General features: G+C 44.0%; 13 protein-coding genes. 7 read left to right on the top strand and 6 right to left on the bottom strand.

Translation table 11 applies throughout. From position 1 onward, the window contains the following. Window positions 1-25: 25 nt before the first annotated feature. The 3 genes from FCL46_RS16150 to FCL46_RS16140 all read right to left on the bottom strand — a co-directional run bounded on the left by FCL46_RS16150 (window position 26) and on the right by FCL46_RS16140 (window position 5445). Window positions 26-2602: a diguanylate cyclase domain-containing protein gene (locus tag FCL46_RS16150; protein ID WP_136806599.1), complete on the bottom strand. Its 2577-nt coding sequence runs from the start codon at window positions 2600-2602 to the stop codon at window positions 26-28. Between the two features lie 243 nt (window positions 2603-2845). Then, the gene (locus FCL46_RS16145; RefSeq protein WP_136806600.1) at window positions 2846-4567 is read right to left on the bottom strand and encodes a methyl-accepting chemotaxis protein; all 1722 of its coding nucleotides are present in this window, start codon (window positions 4565-4567) and stop codon (window positions 2846-2848) included. Between the two features lie 518 nt (window positions 4568-5085). Next, a complete protein-coding gene (locus FCL46_RS16140; RefSeq protein ID WP_167505819.1) occupies window positions 5086-5445 on the bottom strand; it encodes a response regulator in 360 nt (119 codons plus the stop codon). A 257-nt stretch (window positions 5446-5702) separates the two neighbouring features. Here FCL46_RS16140 and FCL46_RS16135 point away from each other — a divergent pair, with 257 nt between their 5' ends. From FCL46_RS16135 to FCL46_RS16110, 6 genes are all read left to right on the top strand, one after another. Beyond that, window positions 5703-7142 carry an aminotransferase-like domain-containing protein gene (locus FCL46_RS16135; RefSeq protein ID WP_136806602.1) on the top strand — a complete coding sequence of 480 codons (1440 nt, stop codon included), beginning with the start codon at window positions 5703-5705 and terminating at the stop codon, window positions 7140-7142. A 406-nt stretch (window positions 7143-7548) separates the two neighbouring features. Next, window positions 7549-8637, top strand: a complete 1089-nt coding sequence (locus FCL46_RS16130; RefSeq protein ID WP_136806603.1) for an ABC transporter ATP-binding protein — start codon at window positions 7549-7551, stop codon at window positions 8635-8637. A gap of 108 nt (window positions 8638-8745) precedes the next feature. Beyond that, complete coding sequence (locus tag FCL46_RS16125; RefSeq protein ID WP_136806604.1) at window positions 8746-10008, top strand: ABC transporter substrate-binding protein; 1263 nt, start codon at window positions 8746-8748, stop codon at window positions 10006-10008. A gap of 267 nt (window positions 10009-10275) precedes the next feature. Further along, window positions 10276-11385 (top strand): carbohydrate ABC transporter permease, encoded by a 1110-nt coding sequence (locus tag FCL46_RS16120; RefSeq protein WP_136806605.1) that lies wholly within the window; start codon window positions 10276-10278, stop codon window positions 11383-11385. Beyond that, a complete protein-coding gene (locus FCL46_RS16115) occupies window positions 11386-12210 on the top strand; it encodes a carbohydrate ABC transporter permease (RefSeq protein ID WP_136806606.1) in 825 nt (274 codons plus the stop codon). A gap of 601 nt (window positions 12211-12811) precedes the next feature. Continuing rightward, entirely contained in the window at window positions 12812-13876 is a 1065-nt protein-coding gene (locus FCL46_RS16110; protein ID WP_136806607.1) for a diguanylate cyclase, read from the top strand. 50 nt (window positions 13877-13926) lie between these two features. Here the strand turns inward: FCL46_RS16110 and FCL46_RS16105 are convergent, their stop codons facing one another. Beyond that, the gene (locus tag FCL46_RS16105) at window positions 13927-16062 is read right to left on the bottom strand and encodes a Tex family protein (protein WP_136806608.1); all 2136 of its coding nucleotides are present in this window, start codon (window positions 16060-16062) and stop codon (window positions 13927-13929) included. Between the two features lie 127 nt (window positions 16063-16189). Here FCL46_RS16105 and FCL46_RS16100 point away from each other — a divergent pair, with 127 nt between their 5' ends. Further along, window positions 16190-16702: an FHA domain-containing protein gene (locus tag FCL46_RS16100; protein WP_136806609.1), complete on the top strand. Its 513-nt coding sequence runs from the start codon at window positions 16190-16192 to the stop codon at window positions 16700-16702. Window positions 16703-16754: 52 nt separating this feature from the next. Here FCL46_RS16100 and folP read toward each other — a convergent pair whose 3' ends face one another. After that, window positions 16755-17561, bottom strand: coding sequence for a dihydropteroate synthase (gene folP / locus FCL46_RS16095; RefSeq protein WP_136806610.1), 807 nt, complete (start codon window positions 17559-17561; stop codon window positions 16755-16757). 14 nt (window positions 17562-17575) lie between these two features. Further along, window positions 17576-19564: an ATP-dependent zinc metalloprotease FtsH gene (gene ftsH / locus FCL46_RS16090; RefSeq protein ID WP_136806611.1), complete on the bottom strand. Its 1989-nt coding sequence runs from the start codon at window positions 19562-19564 to the stop codon at window positions 17576-17578. Window positions 19565-19655: the final 91 nt, after the last annotated feature.

The raw sequence follows: 19655 nt of genomic DNA, 5'->3' as shown, positions 1-19655 counted from the left end.
AATTTTTAACAGAGGATTTAATTATTTACAAGTTATCATAGTGAGCGGAAACCTGTCGTTTGGTATTGGTTTGCTGCATTTTTTTCTTTTCTTTTGTCTGGTACATCATCTTATCAGCTTCAGCGAGGAGTTCATTAGCAGATACAGGGGCTTTGGGGTCGTATATGCTGATGCCGCAGCTTGTACCGATATCGAGGACTGAATTTGCATAGAGAAGTCGAAGTTCCCGGTTCACCTGGCGGCAGAGATGTTGGGCTTTGTCGGATGTATAGCTAGGTAATATAATGACAAATTCATCACCCCCGATTCTGCATATTGTGTCGTAAGAACGAACATGTTTTCGTATTGAGGCGACTGTATGCATGATGTACTCATCGCCGGCGTTGTGACCGAGAGTATCATTCACTACTTTCAGATTATCGATATCGAGATAGCAGAGAATGAATTGCGTGTTGTTTTCTTTTGCAGTGACCATTTGCCCTTTAAGGGCGCGCGTTAAGAACGCTCTGTTTTTGGTACCTGTTAACGGATCGGTTTCAGCTTTATCGGAGAGCGTTCTGTGTTTCCTTTTTTGAATGATAACTTTCGTGGAAAGCACTATCGAGAGTAAGAGCAGAAAGCCTATCAGCACAAGAATTGTGTAGAAAGCAGTTCTATACTGATTGAAAAACGATAATTGTCTGTTGATTATCCGGGTATTCGAGGGAAGTGTTTGTAGTTGTACACCGAATTTGGTGCTGATAGCGTAATCAATTGTCGGGATAATAAGTTGCTGCTCTGTAAATTCTTGATCGGCACTATTTTTGCCTGTGAGTTTGGATATGGCAAGTGCAGCAGCAGCTTTACCCTGTTCGCGACCGCTTGTTATTGCACCACCGAGAATGCCGTGATTAAGGTAGAAATCCCAGAAGCTAAGAACTGGTCTGGTCGAACTCTCTGTAATAAGTTCTGCACTTTCATCGAAAGTAAACCGTTTATTGTTTTTGTCTGTAGTAAATGCACCCAGCAGAACCAGCGTGTTGTTATCAAGGGTTTTGAGCTTCTGTTGAAGCTCTTGCATTGAAAGAGTACCAGAATGTTCAATGTAGAGATGGAGGGGTAATTGTTCAATTATTGCCTGAGCTTTTTGGCTGTTGGCGATGCCGCTTACCGAATCGTCATTAATGACGAAGATTCTTGTAGTCTCCGGAAACAGCGTGAGACCAAGTTGCAGTGTTCCAAGTACATCATATGATTCCACTACGCCTGTTATGTTTTTGTTAAGAGCGGCTTGGGGTTCATCAAGATAGTTTACACCGCAAAAGACAACCGGGGGTGAATTGAACAACAGTTTGTGTTGAGCTAATATAAAGTTATACGCATTATCATCAGAGACGATAATCATATCCAGGTCCATCGATCCATATTTGACTTTGAAAAGTCGTGCCAGAAGATTGAGATACCCTTTGTCTGTGTAACGTTTGGTATCCATAAATTCAATATGAAGAGTATAATCGAGATTTGCTTGAGCAAATTGTTCCTCAATGCCTTCTGAAATTGACCTGGACCAGGGGTTACTGGCTGAATATGAATGAAGAAGAAGGATGTTTTTCTTCTCCCCATAGGAGATATTACTTATTGTTGCCTCACGTGGAAGCCGGTCAATCGGTAAATTGAATCGTGCGAGCTGGCGGAAATCAAACATTACCGTATTCCCACCATTGAGAATGATAGGGTGGTCCTCCATATGTGCGCCGCGTAGGATGCTTACAGCAATATTGGCAGCTGCTTCCCCTTGCAGAAATCCTGAAGTCAAGACCCCTCCGGTAATTCCATGATTAAAATAGAAATCCCATACGCTGTATACAGGCACTGCCGACGCCTGGCTGATGAGTTCTGCAGCCTGATCCAGTTCGTAATGTCTGCCTGCATCATCCTGTGAGTAGAGAAGCAGGAGTACAATAGTATCTGATGAAAGTTGGGAGAGCTTGTGTGTGATCTTCTCTATTGGAAGATTCGGCATGATTTCAACGTCCAGTGTTGATCTGTAAAGCGGGATCAGTTTACTTAACTCTGCATCGATATATTTGCCGGAAATAGAATTATCATTGATAACTATGAGTTTTTTTGCTTCAGGCTGGAGCTGTAAGGCGAGGTCGAGGGTTTTCTGGAGATCTGCATATTCCATTACACCGGTTATCTCTTTTTGCTTTGCGAGCTGAGAGCGGTCGACCGCATTAGCCCCGCAGAAAACGATTGGAGTCTGCGGAAATATAAACCTGCCTGATTCCATCATGAAGTTTATCGCAGAATCGTCACTGGCAATAACCAGATCGAATCGCTTAAGGATATATTTTTCCCAAAAGAAAGACGTGAGTCGATCCAAATATTTTTCGCTTGTATTTCTTTTGGTATCCATGAACTCGACACGAATATCCGCTTGCGGGAACGCATGCAGAAGGGCCCCTTCAATGCCGTTTAGTTCAGCATCAGACCAGAGGTATCCTTTATGGTAGGAATTAAAAACGAGAATCTTTGGTGATTCGGGAAGTGTGGAATAGGCAGTGCCTGGATGCAGAAGATAGAGCAATGAGCACAACCAGATACACACTAAACGGAGCATCGTTTATTCACCAGGAACAACGGGAGAACGATATGTCGATAACGGCCAGGAGGCTGTCCGAGAATGGCTTTAGTTCCGAACTCTTCGTAATTATCAAAAAACACTGCTGGCAATATCATATATATGGCTGTGCGTGTTTTTTGAGAATGCCTCGATTTCGAATCAAATTCCAATTCTCGGACAGCCTCCTGAGGGAGTTGTAAACCGCTATCGGTATTACCTGAATCATACGGACCTTTAGAATTAAATTTTAAAGGTGTTGACTACTTTTTTCAATTCTTCAGCCATGCGGAGCAGGTCCTGGCTACTCACATTTACTTGAGAGCTGCTTGTTGAAATGTTTCCGGCAGCCTCGTTAACCATAGAGATATCTTTGGTAATTGACCCGGCTACGATGGTGACCTGGCTGACATTTTCATTTACTTCAGATAAACCCAGAGCCGCCTGATTGATATTATTGGCAATTTCTTCTGCAGCGGTTGATTGTTCCCCAACTGCAGACGAAATTGTTGCTACAATCGTGTTAACGCTGTTAATGACATCACTGATTTCCTTAATTTCATTAACTGTGGTGGTGGTGGTGCTTTGTACATCATCAATCTGTTTTTTGATATCAAGCGTCGCCTCGGCTGTCTGCTTGGCAAGTTCTTTAATTTCATTTGCAACAACTGCAAAGCCTTTACCTGCATCACCGGCGCGGGCGGCCTCGATGGTGGCGTTAAGTGCCAGCAGATTTGTCTGTTCCGATATCTCGGTGATGGTTTCGGTGACTTTACTGATAGCATCTGCAGAGGCACCAAGTTCTGCCATACGAATTGAGGTACTTTCAGCCTGACTAACTGCTCTTTCAGATATAGTGTGGGCTTCTTCAGAGTTTGCTGCAATTTCGTTGATTGTTGCGGTCATCTCTTCGGCAGCACTAGCCACCATAGATGTGTTAGTTGTTGATTCTTCCATGGCTGCTGCAACATTATTCATATTGACACTCATCTCTTCTGCCGAAGAAGCAACGTTGTCAGATAAATTTGAAGTCTGTTCAGCATTGTTACTGAGGTTACTTGCGATAGTGGAAAGGTTGTTCGACTCGCTGTCTACTGCCAAGGTATTCTGAGATATCGTTCGTATAATTGCCTGGAGTTTATCGAGAAATAGATTAAACCAGCGGGCGAGTTCGGCAATCTCATCTTTTGTGCTGATTGCGATGCGTTTTGTCAAATCCCCTTCACCCTCGGCAATATCTTGAAAACTGTTGATCATGGATCGCAGTCCCCTGACGATGCCTACTACAATCACAAGGCATAGGGTGATGATTCCCACAAAGATGAGGCCTGCTGTTATCAGCATAACGAAGATGTGTTTTTTCACCTGGCCATTTATATCCGCAATCATTGCACTTTGATACGCCTCGATATTGTCGAGGTAAACACCTGTACCTATCCACATTTGTGTTCCTGGAATAGTCTCGGCATAACTGAGTTTTGGAACATCTTTAATATCTCCTTTATCCCAGAGATATTGCACAAAACCTCCACCACCTGCTGCTTTATCGCGTAGATCACGAACCAGGTAGACATCGTTTTTATCTTTAAGACCACCGAGATCTTTTCCCTGAAGTGATGTATTAGGTGGAAGGGCAACGTTTATTGTTCCATCGTAAACAAAGTAGTAGCCTGATTTATCATTTTCAAATCGGATATCGTCGATGAGTTTTCGTATTACTTCAATTTTTTTGTCTGGTTCATCAATATCTGCGATAGCATGGCCAACGGCCAGGGCGATAGTATGAGTTGCCACCTGTATTTTTGCCTTTTGATCCTCGAGCATCACTTCGCCTGTTTTGGCAATACCCAAATCGCGAGCGCTTGTTCCGTTCTGTATGGCAAAATATGACATAACAGCAAAGAGGGTGAATATAGCGCCGATAATTAAATACATTCGTTGTTTTACTGTGAGTGAGCTAAGCATGTTTTTCTCCCAAAACGTTTATTGCTGTTTTTATACCTAATGTTCTGCAATAAAAACATTGTATTGTAACTGGATGACAGTGTTAGACAGGGCTATTAATATTATTGGATATCTTCAGTATAGGTTTTAAAAAACAGGAAGTGAAATAGAAATTTCCCAGTGTAAAAGTGTGTACAGCGGGAAAAACGGGATTGCCACATGTCGCAGTTGAAGGAAAGAGCCTGATTGAAGGTCTGTATCAATCATCATTTTGAGAGGTTATCTTAAAAAAAAACTGCTGCCCTTCGCGGGGTATCCTATTGGACTTTTACAGGATGTTGAGCAGAGTATTATATGGTGAATTGTAAATAGATTTCATACGAAAACTGTCACTTGGCGTAATACCAGCGTTTTGTCTTTCAATTTTATTGGTGGGCAAACGAGGAAGGAGACTCCGGGATATCCGTTATATTTGTCTGTGCTAAAACAATGCATTTACATCCTGTTCATTAACAGAATGGTATGTTTCAAGATCTGAACTATTTGATAAATGTATCTATAGCCTCGGTGAGGGCCTGGATGTTGATAGGTTTGGAAAGGTAATGTTGAAATCCTGGACAATTCTTTTGTGTTTCCACTACAGGGTTGCCGGAGATTGCTATAACCGGTGTTGTGCTGGTGGATTCGTTTGAGCGAAGTTGTTCTAATACTTCGTTTCCGTTAATGTCCGGCAGGGATATATCGAGCAAAATCAAATCCGGAAGATGATTGAAAGCCTGTGTTAAACCTTCTTTTCCTGTTTCTGCTTCAAGAAAATCGATAGTATTTCGTCTTGCAAGCAGCAGTTTGACAAGTTGAAGGTTTGCTTGATTGTCTTCTATGTAAAGTATTGTAGCCACGTGTTTATCTATGTCAGTATCGAAGAAGTTCAATGATGAAACCACAGGTTAGAATCGAGATTGCTTTAACTGATGTGATACCAGTATTGGTTGAGGTCGTCAAGTTGACGTCCGTTATTTTCAACAGGAATGTAATAAAATATATGTACTTGTAGAGCTTTGGCTGTTGCAGAAGAAGATGGAATATTGAACAGAACCATGCTATATGATACAGATTGTGACTTTGCAAAAATATAGCATAACAGTGTGGTGTATTCATGGAATATCAATATCTTCGTCTGGCCAATGATCTGGAAAGAAAAATTCGCACAGGCAATTTTAAAGCTGGCGAGAAACTTCCATCTCTCCGTAACCTTCGCGCCCAGACAGGTCGGTCCATTTCTACTATTTATCAGGCATACAACGAACTTGAAGATAGAGGCGTTGTTGAAGTGCGTGAAAAATCTGGATTTTATGTTAGGCCATTACTTGATAAAGTTCTGCCGCGGCCAATTCGAGAGAAGGGTATAATTGAGCCTCACCAGGTGACGATAAACAGTCACTCCACCATGTTGCAGCAATATGTGAATAACCCTGAGATGCTGCCGCTCGGGACCGCAATTCCCTCACCCGAATTATTACCACTCAAACAGTTGGCACGAGAGGTACGCAGTGCGGCTGCAGGATACATGACAGGTGAAATGATCGGTTATGGTCACCCTACAGGGATTTCTGCACTTCGAACTGAACTTGCTAAGCGGTCAGTTGGCTATTTCAGTCGTGAGAAAGGTGAGGAAATCATTGTTACCAGCGGCTGCATGGATGCTATAGACCTCTGTTTGCGCGCAGTAGCCCGTGAAGGGGATGTTATTCTGATTGAGTCACCAACGTTTCTCTGTTATCTCCAGTTGATTGAAGATCTCAATATGAAAGCGCTTGAAGTGCCTGTTGATTCTGAGACCGGTTTTGATATGGACCAGTTGGAACAGGTGCTGTCGGATCATGATGTCCGTGCCGCTCTTTTAAATGCCAACTTTCATAATCCTCTGGGGTATGTGATGTCCAACTCCGATAAAAAACGATTGGTTGAAATTATAACCGGCAGGGGCATTCCGCTAATCGAAGATGATATCTATGGCGATTTGTATTTTACAGAAACCCGACCTGTTCCATTAAAGAGCTTTGATACGAATGGACTGGTGCTTTACTGTTCGTCCTTTACTAAATCACTGGCTCCTGATTTACGCGTTGGCTGGACCATCCCCGGTCGTTTTAAGGAGAAGGTTAAACGGATAAAATTTAATTCCACAGTTGTGAATTCGCAGTTGAATCAGGTGGTGGCAGCTCGTTTTCTCGCAACTGGTGCGTACGAGCGACATTTACGGAAAATGCGTAATTCGCTAAAAAAACAGGCAGCAAATATGGTGATGGCGGTTGCCAGATATTTCCCGGAAGGTACACGAGTTTCAGCACCTCAGGGTGGTATTTGTCTATGGGTAGAGCTGGATAAGGGAATCGATAGCCTGGAATTATTTGAGCGTGCCAGTAAAGAAAATATTGCTATCGTTCCGGGTAATTTGTGTTCTGTGACTGATCGTTTCAGCCATTGTATCCGTTTAAATTGCGGTTATCCCTGGAGTGAGAGATTTGAGGAAGGGGTTCGGAAGCTTGGAGTGATGGTTCATGAAATGCTCACTGCAGGATGCAAACCAGAATAATTTTGATTCATGGTGAGAATACGTTTGTATCTACTATTCAGATGTGCATTCCGAGCTGATTCCATATTTTTGCTATAGTATATAATCCTAACAAAAAAAGGTTAGTGATTGACATCTTTCATAACCATTAACTATAGTGATTTCGCTACAGTTGTTTTGAGTGTCATTTGAGGTGATTTCAGGATGGTAAGTCAATCCGTGATGAATCGTTCGTGGTCATCTAATGAGTAACGAAAGACAGGTTAAATCGAAAAAATTCCAATTCCCGGATAGCCCTTTTCAGAGGCTGCGCGAGAATAGCGATTTAGTCTCGAATTGAGATGTTTCTACAAAATAATCGCAGTCATATATTTCATATTACATTCGTATTTAAACACTTTTTATACGATCGTTCCGGAGTCCTTTTATGGCCAGAGTCGAGTTGAAAGATGTGGTTAAACGGTTTGGCAAAACCCAGGTAGTACACGGTGCCAACCTGACGATTAATGATAATGAGTTTATCGTTCTGGTCGGCCCGTCCGGCTGCGGAAAATCAACTATTCTCAGAATGATTGCCGGGCTTGAATCAGTGAGTGGCGGCGAGATCAGTATAGACGGGCGGCCTATCAATGAAGTGGCTCCGAAGGATCGTAACGTTGCAATGGTCTTTCAGAATTATGCCCTCTATCCGCATATGACTGTCTTTGATAATATGGCATTCAGTCTGCAAATGGCGAAGGAATCCAGGGACCAGATTGATACGAAAGTTCGTGCTGCTGCAGAAATTCTTGAGCTGACGCCTTATTTGCAACGAAAACCGGCTGAACTTTCGGGAGGACAGCGCCAGCGGGTTGCAATGGGAAGGGCAATTGTCCGTAAGCCAAGCGTTTTTTTATTTGATGAACCGTTATCCAACCTTGATGCACAGCTGCGAACACAGATGCGTATGGAGCTTAAAAAACTCCATCTGAAAATGCAGACTACAACTATCTATGTAACCCATGATCAGATAGAAGCCATGACTCTTGCTGATAAAATTGTCATCTTAAAAGACGGATATATCCAGCAGGTTGGTTCGCCAATAGAAGTGTTTGAACGTCCAAGTAACAGATTTGTTGCGAGTTTTATAGGGAACCCTCCGGTTAACATATTACCAGGAACATTTCATCAGGCGGAGGATATTGGTTCTGTATCGCTCAACGCGCTTACTCTGCCTGTCCCACTCCAGGTGCAATTCGAAAATAACAGAAAACTACTTGTTGGCATTCGCCCCAATGATATTAAATCCGGTGACGGTTTGAGAAGGATTCCAGCGGAATGGCAATTTAGTGTTGAAGTAGTTGTTTGTGAAATTCTGGGTGGTCAGTCCCTGCTGGAGTTTAAACTTGGAGGGAATACCATGATTGCAGAATTGGAAGGACGTATTGTCGCTCAGCCCGGTGAGACCATGGAACTGGGCATAGATCTGAACCGATTGGTGTTTTTTGATCCCGAGACTGAAGAAGCACTGCACTAAATACTAATTAGTTTTCGGCTGGAAACTCGTTAGAAATCCGGCGGACTGAAATATCGTATTTTTCGGTTTTACCGGGCACCCATCACTACATTAATTCAGGAGGCATTTATGAAGAGGCGTATTTTGCGTACATGTGTTGCCGCGTGCACCGCACTGTTGATCGCTGCTGTTCCTGTAGTACAGGCGAAAGAACTAACCGGTAAACTTGAGATTTTCTCGTGGTGGGCCGGAAATGAAGGGCCCGCTCTGCAGGCCCTGATTGATCTGTACAATAAAGATAACAGCGGTGTTGAGGTGATTAATGCAACAGTCACCGGAGGCTCTGGAGTCAACGCAAAAGCTGTACTTAAAACCAGAATGCTTGGCGGTGAACCGCCTGACAGCTTTCAGGTCCATGCCGGGCAGGAACTGATCGGCACCTGGGTTGAAGCTGATCGCATGGAAGACCTTACTCCATTATTTAAAGAGCAGGGCTGGATGGATGCATTCCCTAAAGGACTGATTAAAAATATCGGTACGGACAAAGGTATCTGGTCGGTTCCTGTGAATATTCATCGATCAAATGTGCTCTGGTTTAGTCCTGCAAATCTGGAAAAATGGGGAGTCAAGGCACCGACAACCTGGGATGAATTTTTCACTACAGCTGAAAAGCTTAAAACTCAAGGTATTCTTCCTCTGGCGCTCGCGCAAAACTGGACAGCAAATCACCTTTGGGAGTCTGTTGCACTCGCCTCAATGGGACCTGAGAAATGGGATGCACTCTGGGCTGGTAAACTTGCTTTTGATAGTCCTGAAGGCGTGCAGGCCTGGGAACTGTTTGGCAAAGTTCTAGAGTACACCAACGCTGATGCTTCTTCTCTTAGCTGGCAACAAGCCACAGATATGGTTGTTGATGGTAGTGCTGCATTTAACATCATGGGCGACTGGGCAGCAGGATATCTGAGTACCACCAAAAAGCTTGCGCCCGGAACCGGTTTTGGTTGGGCTGCATCACCTGGAACCGGCGGTCAGTTTATGTTTCTTGCTGATTCTTTTGGCTTGCCCAAAGGTGCTTCACAGCGAGATAACGCCCTTGCATGGCTGGCACTGCTCGGAAGCCGTGAGGGTAGCGATGCGTTTAACCCGCTTAAGGGTTCTATCTCTGCCCGTGTAGATAGCGATCTCTCCAAATACAATGACTACGGCAAGTCAGCAGCGGCTGATTTTGGCAAAGATATAATTGTTGGTTCACTGGCCCATGGCGTAACAGCCAATGAAGGGTTTATGAACGATTTTGCTGCAGTAATGGAGATGTTTCTTAAAACTAAGAATGCCAAAGCTACCGCAAATGCAGCACAGCAGATTGCAGCTAAAAACGGTATTAGTAAATAAGCTGTTCTATTAATCGTCCCGGCCCTGAGACTGCCCATTGCCCATATTTTTCAGTTTTTTTGAAAATATGATGTTTTTCCAGGATATTGCAAGGACTGGAAGCGGGTCTGAGGACTTAGGTCAAAGGTAAAAGGATTGAGTGTTTCAGAAGCCTATTGCATTTTTTATGCAATTTACTCAGTCCTAAACCCTTTAACCTCAGTCCTTTGGGTTTTGATGTCTGGGCAATGAGCAATCCTAGGGGTCGGGAGCGTGATGTGAAAGAGCATGAGAAATAACGATAGAATAAAAGCATTTCTGACATTGTTGCCCTCAATCATCCTTGTCGGAGTATTCGTCTATGGGTTTATTGGCAATACGTTCTGGATATCGCTGAGCGATTGGGGCGGGGTAGCTGCGCTGGCTGAAAATCCGGAAAAGAATTATATAGGTTTTGCGAATTATATAGATCTTTTTACAGGATTTCTTGGTGGAGGTTTTCGTCAGGATCTTGTTAATGCCGTCTTCTATTCAGTCATGTTATTGATTGGTGCTATCGGTATAGGCTTGGTATTAGCTGTTTTGCTGGATAATAAGCCACGCGGAGAAGCATTTTTTCGTACTGTATTTTTATATCCCATGTCGCTCTCCTTCATAGTTACCGGAACGATCTGGAGATGGATGCTGGCCCCTCAAGGTGGAATTAATATTCTGCCGACCTATGTCGGCGGCAATCACATGAGTTTTTCCTGGCTTTCAAGTACCGGAGCTGTCTTTGAGTTTAACTGGCAGAATCTGCTGCCCATTGGTTTGTATTTACTCTCAGCTCTGCTGATTGTTTTAGGTCTGTGGTCTGTTAAACGAAAGCCGGGGAGAGGTTTGTGGATGTTGGTCCCAGGTGTAGCGATCGGGGCTGCTGTCTGGTTATGGGGTGATCTCCTGCCAAAAGCGCTGTTCATGGAGGAGATCCATGGTTTTAATACAGCTACTTTCGGGATTATCATGGCCACAGTCTGGCAATATTCCGGGTATACCATGGCCTTGTATCTGGCAGGGTTTACGGGGATATCGACTGAGTTGCGCGAAGCTGCAATGCTTGATGGTGCAACGACCGTAGGCTATTACAAACATATTGCTCTGCCACTGGTGAAACCGGTTACGATAAGCGCGGTGATTATTCTCTCACATATCTCTCTTAAAATGTTTGACCTGATTTTTGCGATGACCGGGCCGGACAACGCAGAAACCGGACACCCGGCATTAAATATGTATCTCACAACGTTCAGGGCCAATGATTTTGCGCGGGGTGCTGCAATAGCCATAATTCTTTTTATGATTGCAGCGATGTTCATCATTCCATATATGGTTAGCAGTTATCGACAAAGGAGAACGAGATAGATGAAAGGTAAAATCTCTCCGGGCTCATTTGCTTTGTATGGTGCTCTTATACTGCTTGCGATAGTGTATTTGCTGCCTGCCTATCTTACGTTGGCAACAGCACTTAAGTTCCCTGCTGATATCAGTCTGCCCAGGTCCTGGGAATTTCCTGATGTTATTAATTATTCAAGCTTTTCTGATGCGCTCGGCCTGCTAAAGAATAACATTGTCAACTCGGTTATCCTGACTATTTCGGCTACTGCTTTATCAACTATTCTTGGTTCGCTTAACGGATATGTGTTTTCGAAGTGGAAATTTCCTGGAAGTGAAGTGATTTTCACCCTTTTTCTATTCGGGATGTTCATTCCCTATCAGGTTATTCTAATCCCGCTTTTTCAAACATTACGGGCTATGCATCTTTACGGAGGTCTTCCGGGGCTTATCCTTGCACATGTTGTTTATGGCTTGCCAATAACCACCCTTATTTTCCGCAATTTCTATACGCAAATTCCTGATTCGTTAATGGAATCAGCTGCACTGGATGGTGCAGGTTTTTTCCAAATATATTATCGAATCATTTTTCCACTCTCGATTCCGGGCTTTGTTGTTACCTCTCTATGGCAGTTTACCCAGGTTTGGAATGAGTTTCTCTGGGGGATCTGTCTTACGCGGCATGCGGATAATCCTATCACTGTCGGGCTGGCTAACCTTGCCGGCGGGCAAGCTGTAAGCTGGAATCTGCCTATGGCCGGTTCAATCCTTGCTGCTCTGCCTGTGCTCATGATTTATATAGTGCTGGGACGGTACTTTATTCGTGGGCTGCTTGCCGGATCAGTGAAAGGGTAATTAATTACAGGTAGCTTTATATACGCGTGATTCATAGCTACCTGTGATTATCCGTAATCCTCTGCGTATCGCAGTATCGTTCTCCGTTCAATCTTCTTGTTCTATAAAAACTCTATGAATGGTGATATAGACCTGCAATATCATCAAAAACAGTTTCACATTTTGACTCAATCTCTCATCGTCGTGCTGAGATACTTGTGTAAAATGCCATGTGTTTGTAGGTTGTTCAACGGATTTGTTTCTGAATTTCATTTGAGAATTACACATGTTTGCTGTACAAGAAAAATAGATAGTTTTCATCCTGAAACTCAGCATTCTGTTCAAGATCGAGGCGCGGCTCAGATTTTTACCGCAAGCATTTAGCTGATATTCTGAGGATAAAAATTCGGGTCGCAACGCTGATATTGAGCGGAAAGAGCATTGTCGGACAGCCTCCTAGATAGTTTGCAGATTAAGGTACATAAACTGAGTGTGCCATCTGTGCTCTCTACAAATGAATCTCTTCTAATGCTACATGTTATTAAGAGGTTAACGTTTTTTAGATTGAGAACGAGACGATCTGAAAGTAGACATCTCAACACTTCCCGGTGTATTTGAGAACGTGAAAATACAATCTGTCAAAGAACATGAAGTAAATGCCCAGGCAAAGAAACAGCATTTTCTGACTGTGTTGTTTTCTGTAACGTGCATTTTTTTTCTAAGTATTTTCGGTACACATTCTTTGTATCACAATAAGGTTGTGCTTGGTTCAGTGTGTATTGGTGGAGCGATATTAAATCTGGTAAATTTTGCGTTTCTTCGCATTACAGGTCGTTACCGGGAGGCGTGTTTTATTATTTTACTCCTGATGACAGTGCTTACTCTCTACCTCATCTGTAGTGGTGGAAGTAATAACACAGGTCCCTTATGGTTTTATGTAATGCCGCTACTGACATTTTATGTACTTGAGCTAAAATTCGGAATTATTTCGATGCTGGGATTATTGTTGATGGTAGCTTTAATCCTTCTGGTGCCTGACAACCCATTTCTGCAAACACAGTATGCTTCTGACTTTGTAACGCGCTTTATTGCTTCTACCATTTCTGTAAGTGTCCTTGCTTTTGCATTTGAGTATAGCCGGCAGGATTGGGTACGGGAAATTACTGCTTTGAACAGAACACTTGAAGAGATGTCCAGAACCGATGAACTGACCGGGCTGATCAATCGCAGAGATATGAAGGAGCGACTAAGTGAGGAGGTGGCACGTTTCAAACAGAATAAGAGGGCCTTTAGCATAGTGATGGGTGATATTGATCATTTTAAGCAGATAAATGATACCTATGGGCATGATTGCGGCGATGTAATGCTTAAAAGTATCGCAATCGAGATGGAGTTACTCACAAAAGAGCAGGACAAGGTGTGTCGCTGGGGAGGTGAAGAGTTCCTCCTGCTCCTGCCTGAAACGAACTTAGAAGAAGGAGTAGAAGTTGCTGAGCGTTTACGTGAAACTTTGGAAACCCTCAGTATAGAATATGATACAGAGATACTGGGGGTCACCATGAGTTTCGGGGTTGCTGAGTTTAATGGCTCTGAAACCTTACTGGACTGCCTGAAGAGAGCGGATGGCAGGCTCTATCACTCAAAACAGAACGGTCGAAATCAGGTAACGGCTATTAATAGTGAGTAAGATCCGTAGTAATTGATTTTTACCGATGACTACTTTGAGATAAATGCCTTTCAACTGACGTCTTTTAACGACAATGCAATGCGCTTTCGTTCGATATCAACTTCGACGACTCTTACTATAACCTGTTGTCTGGCCTTAACCACTTCAGAAGGATCCTTAACAAAACGATTAGCAAGCTGACTTATATGGATTAATCCGTCCTGATGTACACCAATGTCAGCAAATGCGCCAAATTTTGTCACGTTTGTTATGATTGCAGGGAGTTTCATACCAGGAGTGAGATCTTCCATGGAGTGGATATTTTCAGCAAACTGGAAGCTTGAGAATCCCTGGCGTGGATCTCTTCCAGGACGGGCAAGTTCGGTCATAATATCTTTAAGCGTAGGGAGCCCGACGCTATCATCTATATACTGTTCGAGGTTAATGGATGCTCGAATATCAGCGGATTGCATGAGTTGGGCTATACTGACACCAGCGTCTTTTGCCATTTTCTTGACAAGCGCGTAACGCTCTGGATGTACGGCGCTGCGATCGAGCGGATTATCACTGGCAGCTACCCGTAAGAATCCTGCACACTGCTGATATGCACGAGGACCAAGCCTTTCGACTTTAAGCAATTCTTTGCGGGAGGTAATGTTGCCGTTGGTTTTGCGATAGTTAATAATATTTTGGGCAAGAGTTGGCCCCACACCTGAAACATAGGTAAGTAATTCCAGGCTGGCGCTATTGACCTCAACACCAACGCTATTAACACAATATTCAACGACATCATCTAATCCCTGCTTAAGCGCAGTTTGATTAACATCGTGCTGATATTGACCGACACCTATTGATTTCGGATCAATCTTTACCAGCTCGGCAAGTGGATCCTGCAGTCTTCTACCAATTGATATAGAGCCACGAACGGTAAGATCGAGATCGGGGAACTCTTTACGCGCTGTCTCAGAAGCTGAATAAATGGAGGCACCATCTTCATTGACCATGGTGATAATGATTGATGCTGGAAGCTGTAGTGTGCGAATAAAGGATTCTGTCTCCCTTCCGGCTGTACCACTACCAATTCCTATTGCTTCAATATTATACTTTTTGACAAGTTCGAGTACGACTTCCTCTGCATGTTTGAGTTGCTTTGCAGACTGGGTCGGGTAGATCGTTGTCGAATGCAGAAGAGTGCCCTGTCCATCAATGCAGATGAGTTTGGCACCTGTACGGAATCCGGGATCAAGTGCCATTACCCGCTTTTGTCCGAGCGGTGGTGCAAGGAGCAGTTCCTTAATATTTGCAGAAAAAACTTCAATTGCCTCGTGGTCAGCCTGCTCTTTCAATGTGTTGCGAAGGTCGTTCTCAAGAGATGGTGCAAGTAGTCTGTTGTAGGCATCTTCTGTGGCTATGCGAATCTGTTTGATGTCCCCTGAGTTTTTGTTGATATGCAGACGGTAGAGGATAGAGAGTGCATCGTCAACAGCTGGTCGCAGAGAGATGGTGAGTAGTTTCTCTTTTTCTCCTCGAAGCATTGCCAGCAACCTATGGCCTGCTACTTTGGTTACAGGTTCATGCCAGTCAAAATAGTCCTGATACTTGGTGGCGGTACCGCGTTTTTTCTCAATAACTTTTGAATCGAGAAGGGCACGCTCCCGAAAAAGTAGACGAAGAGCTTCTCTCGATTGCTTATGTTCGTTGATTCGCTCAGCGATTATATCACGTGCACCTGCCAGAGCATCTTCTTCTGAGATTTGCTCTGTGAGGGTCGAGAGGAAACGGGTGAGGACAAAGTTATGAGATGACTTTGTGTAAAGGTGATCTGCAAGAGGTTCAAGGCCGGCTTCCCGTGCAATAGCGGCTCGTGTTCGTCGTTTTGGTCGATAGGGAAGGTAAATATCTTCAAGTGCGGATAATGTTGTGGCACTATGTAAAGATGACAACAATTTGTTATCTGAAATTCCGAGTTTTTCAAGAGAGGAAAAAATTGCAGTTCTTCTTTTGGTGATCTCTTTTTGTAGCTGGAGTTCATCGCGAATTTTGCTAATCTGAACTTCATCAAGTGAACCGGTAGCTTCTTTTCGATACCTCGCGATAAAGGGGACAGTTCCTCCTTCTTCCAGAAGCGAGATTACTCCCTGTACCTGATGTGGCTTGAGGTTAAGTGAAGAACTGATCGATTGAGAATATTCAGGAGATGATTCCATTGAATTGTCCGATTAAGATCTTAAGCGATGAGGGAAATACTCCCGATCGCAGGTTATGTTCCAGAAGAGACCGTTGAGATAGATACAAATACTATGAACACGAAGAGGATTCTTACAGGATTATATCATGGATGAAAAGAGAAAGATTCTGGATATTATACAGCCACGCGCAGTATTGCAGGCAATGACAGATGAAGCAATCGAAGCGATACCTGTAGGGCAGCGGATTGAGGAGTATGTCGTTATTCGTAAGTTTCCCTTCAAGGTTGGACGTGAATCACGTGTACGGAAAATCAGTGGAAATATTGAGAGAGTGGAGCGCTCTCGTAATACAGTACAAAAGCCGAGTAATGATCTGTATCTCGTGGATAAAGGTCAGCCGCTGAATATTTCCCGCGAGCATGTGCAAATTGAAAAGGTAAATAATGGTTACCGACTAGTCGATAGAGCGAGTGCCTGCGGTACTAAACTTGAAGGTGAACCTATCGGCGGAAGAGACAGAGGTGGAATGGCTACCCTGCATGATGGTGACATATTCGCTTTGGGAACCGCGAAAACTCCCTACTTGTTTCGTTTTATAGCACTCGAAGATGAGTTTGATTGGAAAAGAAAAAAGGCCGTACTCATCTCTGATAGATGAGTACGGCCTTTGCGACTTTAAGGTAAATGGTGACGATTGTACCGAAATACGTTTATTGAGCGTGCATCAGGGCTTCAGCAACCTGTAATGCCTGTCTGGTTGAGGCGACATCATGCACCCGGATAATATCGGCCTGGCGTTCCACTGATAGAGCAGAAATTACTGCTGTAGGCAGATCACGCTTTTCAGCTTCAAGGCCTGTAAGGATTCCAAGAAAATTCTTTCTGGAGTGACCTAGCAGTACAGGAAGATCGAGAGACTTGAATCGATCAAGATGTTTTATAATCGAAAGGTTATGATCTAATGTCTTACCAAAACCAATACCGGGATCAAGAATGATACGGTTTCGGGCGACACCTTCACTAGTCATCCATTCTATTCGCTCAGTGAAAAACGCAACAATTTCATCAATTACATTGTCGTATGCCGGACGATCCTGCATGTCTGAAGGGCTTCCCTGCATATGCATTATGATAACAGGAACATCAGAGTCACGCACAACATCAATCATCTCGGGGTCTTTTAAAAGCGCACTGATATCATTAATAATATCCGCACCAGCGGCGAGAGCCTGGCGAGCAACCTCGGCCTTTGTGGTATCTATGGATATAGGGATGGAGTGCGTGGAACGGATAGTTCGTATGACAGGAATGGTACGGGCTAGTTCATCTTCTAAAGAGACTGGCTCAGCATATGGGCGGGTAGACTCCCCGCCCACATCAAGAATATCAGCACCTGCAGCGATTATCCCTTCTGCCTGCAGTAAGGCAGCAGTTAAATCGTGAAAATTACCACCATCAGAAAACGAATCAGGGGTTACGTTAAGTATCCCCATGATTCGTGTGCGTAATTCGTTCATCAATTACCTGTTGCTTAACCCTGCGAAATAGTAGGATCCTTTGGGCTAGCTGAAGGAGCTGATTCCTCAGGAACTTCTTCATCAGATTCCGGTTCAGCAACCGCATCTGCCGCTACATCAGGAGTAACTACTGTATCCGCTACTGCTTCCGGAGCAACCTGTGCTGTTTTTTTGGCCTGTGCTGCTTCGGCTTCAGGGAATTGACCCGGGCGTAGCTCAAAAATCATCTTCTCGATATCCGAGAGCATGATAGTTTCTTTCTCAAGCAGTAGCTCGGTCATCTTATCAAGAATGTCACGGTTATCTTTAAGAAGTTGAGTAACTGTAACTACAGCCTTATTGATGATATCTTTTACAGCTTTATCAATGAGGCGTGCTGTGTCATCACTGAAATCACGATGCTGGGCAATCTCACGACCAAGGAAAATCTGTTCTTCCTTCTTACCATAAGTGAGTGGACCGAGTTCATCACTCATTCCCCATTCGCAAACCATCTTGCGGGCAAGACCAGTTGCTCGCTCAAGATCATTACCTGCACCGGTGGTGATCTCGTTGAAGATAATTTTCTCCGCAACTCTGCCACCAAAAAGAATACATATGGTGTTCTCGAGAAACGTTTTGGAGTGAGTATATTTTTCGTCGACCGGCAACTGCATGGTAAGACCAAGTGCACGACCGCGAGGAATAATGGTTACCTTATGAACCGGATCGGTTCCTGGAAGTAACCATGCAACCAGCGCATGTCCTGCTTCGTGGTATGCGGTAACCTCTTTTTCTTTGTCAGTGATGATCATTGATTTACGCTCAGCGCCCATCATGATCTTGTCTTTTGCTTTTTCAAGCAGCTCAAGACTGATTTCCTTAGCACCTGTACGCGCAGCCATAAGTGCTGCTTCGTTAATCAGGTTTTCAAGGTCTGCACCGGAAAAGCCAGGGGTGCCTCGGGCAAGAACTTCAAGATCGATTCCCGGAGCCATTTTGGTCTTATTGGCATAAATTTCGAGAATTTTCTTACGACCACCAACATCAGGCACAGGTACAACAACCTGACGGTCAAATCGACCAGGGCGAAGTAAAGCGGGGTCAAGAACGTCAGGCCGGTTTGTTGCCGCAACGATGATAACTCCTTCGTTGGATTCAAAACCGTCCATTTCTACCAGTAGCTGGTTCAGTGTCTGCTCACGCTCATCGTGTCCACCACCAAGGCCTGCGCCACGATGTCGACCAACAGCATCGATCTCATCTATAAAGATGATGCATGGTGCGTTTTTCTTTCCCTGAGTGAATAGATCACGAACACGAGAGGCACCAACACCGACAAACATCTCAACAAAGTCGGAACCGGAGATAGTAAAGAACGGCACATCAGCTTCGCCGGCAATTGCCTTGGCAAGCAGAGTTTTACCAGTACCCGGAGTACCTGCAAGCAGAACACCCTTAGGTATACGGCCGCCCAGAACTGTGAACTTTTGAGGATCTTTTAAGAAATCAATGATCTCCTCCAGTTCTTCCTTAGCTTCGTCAATACCGGCAACATCGTCAAATGTGACTTTGTTTGTGCCCTGTTCCATGAGCTTTGCACGGGTTTTGCCAAAGGAAAGTGCTCCACCTTTACCACCACCCTGCATCTGGCGCATAAAAAAGACCCAGACACCAATAAGCAGCAGCATCGGGAACCAGGAAACAAAAATGGTCATAAACCATGAGTCTTTCTGAGCTTCCTTGACTGCAATGTTTACACCTGTCTGACGGAGCATCGGAATGAGCTCCGTGTCACTCAACGGGTAAATTGTTTGGAATGGTTTACCGTCCTGAGTAGTGCCGCTGATAACATCGCCATTAAGAACAACTCTGGTTATAGCTTTACTTTCTACACTGGAAATAAATTCACTGTAGGTCAGGGATGTTGAATTAGTTTGTGGCTTGTTGAAAAGATTGAATAGAAGGATCATGGTCAAGCCAATCACCAGCCACATGCTTAAGTTTTTGTAAAAAGTGTTCAAAGAGTCCTCCGGTGGCTCCTGTTTAACAATTCAGTAGGATGGTAAGCCTTCATTCTCAGTAGGAAAACCTGGGAAAATCGCTACCCCGTTT

Origin of the sequence: Desulfosediminicola flagellatus, assembly GCF_005116655.2 — a bacterium.
GTDB classification, from domain to species: Bacteria; Desulfobacterota; Desulfobulbia; order Desulfobulbales; family Desulfocapsaceae; genus Desulfopila; species Desulfopila flagellata.
This window is presented reverse-complemented; position numbering and strand designations above follow the sequence as displayed.